Annotated in this window: 5 protein-coding genes; 1 reads left to right on the forward strand and 4 read right to left on the reverse strand. The window is 64.2% G+C overall.

Annotated elements, in window-relative coordinates; genetic code table 11:
- Positions 1-199: 199 nt before the first annotated feature.
- The 3 genes from F2P46_RS35405 to F2P46_RS35415 are packed head-to-tail and all read right to left on the reverse strand — an operon-like array spanning position 200 to position 3,368.
- On the reverse strand, positions 200-670 hold the full coding sequence (locus tag F2P46_RS35405) for a response regulator (protein ID WP_166899158.1): 471 nt from the start codon (positions 668-670) through the stop codon (positions 200-202).
- Positions 667-2,598 carry an ATP-binding protein gene (locus tag F2P46_RS35410; RefSeq protein WP_166899160.1) on the reverse strand — a complete coding sequence of 644 codons (1,932 nt, stop codon included), beginning with the start codon at positions 2,596-2,598 and terminating at the stop codon, positions 667-669. The genes F2P46_RS35405 and F2P46_RS35410 overlap by 4 nt, the downstream gene beginning before the upstream one ends.
- Positions 2,598-3,368, reverse strand: coding sequence for a LuxR C-terminal-related transcriptional regulator (locus F2P46_RS35415; protein WP_166899162.1), 771 nt, complete (start codon positions 3,366-3,368; stop codon positions 2,598-2,600). Before F2P46_RS35415 ends, F2P46_RS35410 begins: the two co-directional genes overlap by 1 nt.
- Before the next feature lie 132 nt (positions 3,369-3,500).
- On the opposite strand from F2P46_RS35415, the gene F2P46_RS35420 reads away from it, so the two are divergent.
- The gene (locus F2P46_RS35420; RefSeq protein WP_166899164.1) at positions 3,501-3,995 is read left to right on the forward strand and encodes an SgcJ/EcaC family oxidoreductase; all 495 of its coding nucleotides are present in this window, start codon (positions 3,501-3,503) and stop codon (positions 3,993-3,995) included.
- 192 nt (positions 3,996-4,187) lie between these two features.
- Here F2P46_RS35420 and F2P46_RS35425 read toward each other — a convergent pair whose 3' ends face one another.
- Positions 4,188-4,931 (reverse strand): ATP-binding protein, encoded by a 744-nt coding sequence (locus F2P46_RS35425; RefSeq protein WP_166899166.1) that lies wholly within the window; start codon positions 4,929-4,931, stop codon positions 4,188-4,190.
- Positions 4,932-5,137: the final 206 nt, after the last annotated feature.

Consider the following 5,137-nt stretch of genomic DNA (forward strand, 5'->3'; position numbering starts at 1 on the left):
GCTGCTCTGAGGTAGAATTCATGCCGGGCAAGGTGCGTTCGTGTTGAAATTGTGTTTTATGGATAACTCACATTTTATCAATCACTTACGGCATTCTTGCCCTTTTTTATGCAAAATTCAGGCTAGTCGAGTCGATGCTGGTCCTTGACATAAAAGGTTAATCGATTCGGGCCGAAGCAGTGTCCGCTGCCCGCGCGCCTCAGTCGTCCGCCCTGGGGTGCCAGCGCTGCAACGGCGGCTCGGGGGCGGTGAGCGCCTGCAGCCGTTTGTACAGCAGGCTCGTTTCCAGCAGATTACAGATGCGCAGCATGGCTTCGATCAGGTCGAACGGCTTGGTCAGGAAATCCTTGGCTCCCAGCGACAGCGCGCGCCGCCTGGCTTCCTGGGTCACGTCAGCGCTGATGACCATGATCGGACGAAACTCGCCGGGTGGCGTGCGGCGCGCCAGTTGCTCCAGCACCGCATAACCGTCCAGGTCCGGCATCATCAGGTCGAGCAGGACCAGGTCGGGATCGAACGCCGACACCAGATCGAGCGTGCGGCGCGGATCGGTGCTGCTGACGACATTGCGAAACCCTTCGCCCGCCAGCATGTCTTCCAGGATTTTGACGTTTTCCATCTTGTCGTCGACAATCAGGAGGCGCATGGCAAGCAGGTCGGAAATATTCATGGCAGCAATCGGTCCAAAGTAGCAAAAAACAGGCTCACGTCGAGCGGCTTGGTCAGGTAGTCGGCGGCGCCGGCGGCCCTTGCGCCGGCAATGGTCGCGGGCAAGGCGTCGGCGCTGACCATCACCACCGGCGTCTGGCGCAAGCCGGCCGTGGCGCGCAACTGCGCCAGCAAGTCCAGTCCGGATACGTCGGGAAGGTGCAGGTCCAGCAAGACCAGGTCGGGGGCATGCCCTTGCGCCAATTGCAGGCCGGCGCTGCCGCTCGATGCGCTGAGCAAGGTAATGTTGGGGCGACGCGCCAACAGGATCTCGACCAGCGCCAGGTTGGAGGACTGATCCTCGATATACAGCACGGTACAGGCGCGTTGCGACGGCGCTGGCGCCATGCCCGCCGGGCGCGCCGCACGCACCGCGCCCGCCGTGGCGCTCAGCGGCAGCTCGACCCGGAACGTGCTGCCCTGCCCCAGCGCGCTTTCCATCCGGATGTCGCCATCCATGGCGCGCACCATCTGCAGCGATACCGCCAGCCCCAGGCCGGTACCCTCGCCGGGACGGTGTTCGGCGCCCAGCCGGTCGAACGGGGTGAACAGGCGCGCTTGCAAGGACGGATCGATGCCGGGGCCGTTATCGCGCACGCCGATACGCACACGGCCGGCGTCGGCCTCGACCAGCAGCGATACAGTCCCGTTCGGGTGGTTGTACTTGACCGCGTTCGACAGCAGGTTAAGCATCACCTGCAGCAAGCGCTTGCGGTCGGCCAGCACGTGCACCCCGGGCGATGGCGCCGGCGTGGCCAGGGTCACGCCGCGCTCGCCGGCCAGCGGGGCGATCAGCGCCAGCGCTTCGCGCAGCAGGCTGTCCACCTCGACCGGCGCAAGATCGAGGTCGAGATGGCCGGTTTCGATGCGGGCGATATCGAGCACTTCGTTAATCAGGGCCAGCAAGTGACGGCCGCCTTTCAGGATATGGCCGACATGCTCGCGCTCGGCGGGCGTGTTGAGGTCGCGCTCAAGTAACTGGGCAAAGCCGAGGATGGCGTTGAGCGGCGTGCGCAGTTCATGGCTGGTGCGCGACAGGAATTCGGTCTTGGCCTTGCTGGCGCGTTCGGCTTCGCGATAGGCTTGCCCGGCGTCGGCGCTGCGGGCGGCCAGCAGCATGCTGGCATGCTCCATGCGCGCCGCCAACTGGCCCAGTTCATCGGTGGCGGGCGCGATCGGCGCCAGCGGCGCGCCGCGCGCCAGCCGCTCGGCGTTATCGGCCAGGTCGCGCACGCGACGCCCGATACCGGTTGAAAACAGCAGCACCACCAGGAGCGCGCCCAGCACCCCGGCCGCGCTGGCCACGCCGGTGGCCACCATGGTGCGGGTGTAGACCTGGTCGGCGAAGCGTTCGCTCTCGCGCCGCAGCACGTCTTCGCGCGCCAGCATGGCGTCGATGTGGGCACGCAGCTCGTCGAGCACCACTTTGTTCGATACCAGGATCGGCACCAGCGTGGCCGGCGGCGTGGTGTTGCCGAGGGCAACCAGTTCGCTCAAGCCCTCGCTTTTCCTGGCGGCCAACGCGGCGACCTGGTCGAGCAAGGCGCGCTGCTGCGGATCGCGAATCTGGCCGCGCAAGCGGCGCAGGGTGCGCGGCAACTCGGTTTCGGCGATCCGGTAGCGCTCCAGGAAATTCGCCCGCCCCGTCAACAGGTAGCCGCGCACGCCGGTGGCGGCCTCGGCCAGCAAAGTATGGACTTCCTGGATGTCGTGCTGGATCTGCAAGGTGCGCTGCACGCCCTGCTGGGCGCGCCGGCTTTCGGCCCCCATCAGGTAGCCGGAGGCGAGCGCGCCGAGCAAGATCACCAGCGGCACGGCGATCAGCACCAGCCCCTTGACGCGCAGGGAGCGGTTCGACCACCACTGCGACCAGCCCGCCAGCGCACGCATCAGCTGGCCGCGCCGGAATGGCCGAAGCCGAGTTCGACCGCGCGGGCGGCGACCTGGGTGCGATCGGCCAGGCCGAATTTATGGATGATGCGCTCCACATGCACTTTTACCGTGCCGGATGCGATGCCGAGGCGCAAGGCGATGTCGGCATTGGTCAGTCCCTGCGGCAGCAGGCCCAGCACCTCGCGCTCGCGCGGCGTGAGCGGCGTGAGCAGCCTGGCCGATTGCGCGGCCGGCGCCGGCGCTCGCGCGGCGCCCTGCGGCAAGGCCGAGGCCAGCATGCTGGCCAGGGTGGACAAGGCGGCCAGGTCGGCCTCGCCGGGCACCGGCAGCGGGCGGCGGCTGGCCAGTTGCAGCACGCCCAGCACGCGCCCGGCCGAGCGCAGGGGGAACAGCAGCTCGACGCCGGCCATCGCCCCGGCCGGCAGCAGCATGCGGCTGATGCAGTTGCGCCGGACCAACACGCCCGCTTCCTCCTTGAAGCCGGCCGCCAGGGAACCCTGCGCGGGAAAGCGCATGCCCGCCGGTAGTACCTCGCCGCGCGCGGCCTGCACGCGCAGCGCGCCATTGTCGTCGGCCAGTACGCTGCCGCAGTCGAAGGCGCAAAACGCCAGGGCGAAGCCGAGCATCGCATCGAGCGCTGTGGCGGCCTCGCGCGCGGCGAGCGCCTGGCCGGCCTCGTGCAGAAGGCGCAGGCGGGCGGTGTTGGCTTGCTGTTCGCGATAGTGCTCGCGCAGGGTGTGGGCGGAAGGAGAAGAGGTGCGGGGCATACGCGCAGTATATGCCGAACGGCAGAGTTCCGACTAGGCCTGGCGGCGGACGGCAAGGCGCTGGCGGCGGGCGATAGTGTGCCTGTCGCAGCAAACAATGCGCGATCCACTTTGATTTAACAGGAGAACTTCATGAACAAATTGATCCTTGCCGCTTCCCTCTTCGTATGCAGCGTCGCGTATGCCAAGGAGCCGCCGCGGGTGTACGGCAACGAGGCCGTCGCGCCCGCCACGAAGCAGGAGCGCGAGATCGCCGGCCTGTTCGACCGCTGGAACGCCGCGCTGGGTACCGGCAAGCCGGCCGACGTGGTCAAGCTGTACCACCCGAAGGCGGTATTGCAGCCGACCGTGTCGAACCAGGTGCGGACCACGCCGGCGGAAATCGAGGATTATTTCGTGCATTTTCTGGAACTGAAGCCGCACGGGACGATCAATTCGCGGCATATCCAGATGTTGAGCAAGGATAGCGCGGTCGACAGCGGCGTGTACACGTTTGACATCGTCAAGGATGGCAAGCCGGCCAAGGTGCAGGCGCGGTATACCTTCGTGTACAAGAAGCTGGGGAAGGAGTGGCTGATTCTCAAGCACCATTCGTCGGCGATGCCGGAGCAGGTGGCGCTGAACTGAGAGCATCCCTAGCAAAACGCGTCCACCTAAGCGAAGCGATGGGCCAATGCTGTATCTGGGTGACGCGCGTACTGGCGCTGCAACTGCGCAAGCGTGTCGTCTTCGCGCCTGCGTCGCCGGGCGTGGCGTCCAGCCTGCTGAAACGCGGCGTCGATGCAAACTGCGTGGTGTTTGATGTCGGCCCGACGGTACTCATCGCGTTTTCTCCAGGACTTCCCAGTGGCCGCCCTTCTTGGGGCCGACGAATATCAATTTGCCCTCCTTGACCAATTTGGCGCAGGCCAGCTCGATTGCTCGAGGCGTCTTACCGATCTTTGCAGCCACGTCGACCAACGTCATAGTTGGGTTCGCCGCAAGGCAACGGAGGATTGCTACCGGCGTTTTTACCGAAGTTTTTACCGAAGTTTTTACCGAAGTTTTTCCTACTTCAAGCACTGCGGGGAACGAGAACTCGACCAGGAAACCGCTGCTATCGCACTCGAAGCGCGGCGCGGAATAGTCATTTTCAATACATGCACGTCGAATCAGATCAATGCCTCGTCCCCATGATTCGATCAGTCCAGCCAGGAACAACGTTTTGGCAATATCGGGGTTGGCGGGTTGCGACGGATGCTTGTCCAACAGACGCGTCAGCGACCAGTGTAGCGGTAGCTGGCCTGCGTTCCAGATCAGTAGCTTGTGATCATAGACGCTGATCTGAATCGGAATCGACGCTCCATAGTCTTTGTGAGCAATCGCGTTGATGACAGCTTCACGCAACGCCGCTTCGGGCACAGGCAAGCGTTCCAGTCGTTGTGCGCCTTGATAAGCCATACCGGTGCGCAGGTACTTTGTCAACAAAAGGTCGAGTGTTTTTGCCACCTGGGCAAAGAGATCACCCTCGATCACATCCTGGTAAAGCAAATCAGAGTCTGAGCGAAAGAAACCAATCTTCACGCTCGCGCCGGTAGTGAATTTCTGCGGGGCGGCATGAAAAAGCAGCGTGGCCGCCCGTTTGAGCCTCTTGCAAAACTAACGGAACGGATGAAAATTGCTTGGCAGCGCAAGCGAAAAGGTGGGAGTGGGCGCCCATTTCTGGCATGATTTAGTTTCTGACGCTTAATCAAAACGCCCACACCATGAATGCTACCCGACCCGCTCTG

The organism is Massilia sp. CCM 8734, assembly GCF_011682155.1.
In the GTDB taxonomy this organism is placed as follows: domain Bacteria; phylum Pseudomonadota; class Gammaproteobacteria; order Burkholderiales; family Burkholderiaceae_D; genus Telluria_A; species Telluria_A rubra.

Excerpts from the sequence above, each read along its gene's own strand:
- F2P46_RS35405 (WP_166899158.1), bottom strand. The coding sequence starts at position 670 with ATGAATATTTCCGACCTGCTTGCCATGCGCCTCCTGATTGTCGACGAC.
- F2P46_RS35410 (WP_166899160.1), bottom strand. The coding sequence starts at position 2,598 with ATGCGTGCGCTGGCGGGCTGGTCGCAGTGGTGGTCGAACCGCTCCCTG.
- F2P46_RS35415 (WP_166899162.1), bottom strand. The coding sequence starts at position 3,368 with ATGCCCCGCACCTCTTCTCCTTCCGCCCACACCCTGCGCGAGCACTAT.
- F2P46_RS35420 (WP_166899164.1), top strand. The coding sequence starts at position 3,501 with ATGAACAAATTGATCCTTGCCGCTTCCCTCTTCGTATGCAGCGTCGCG.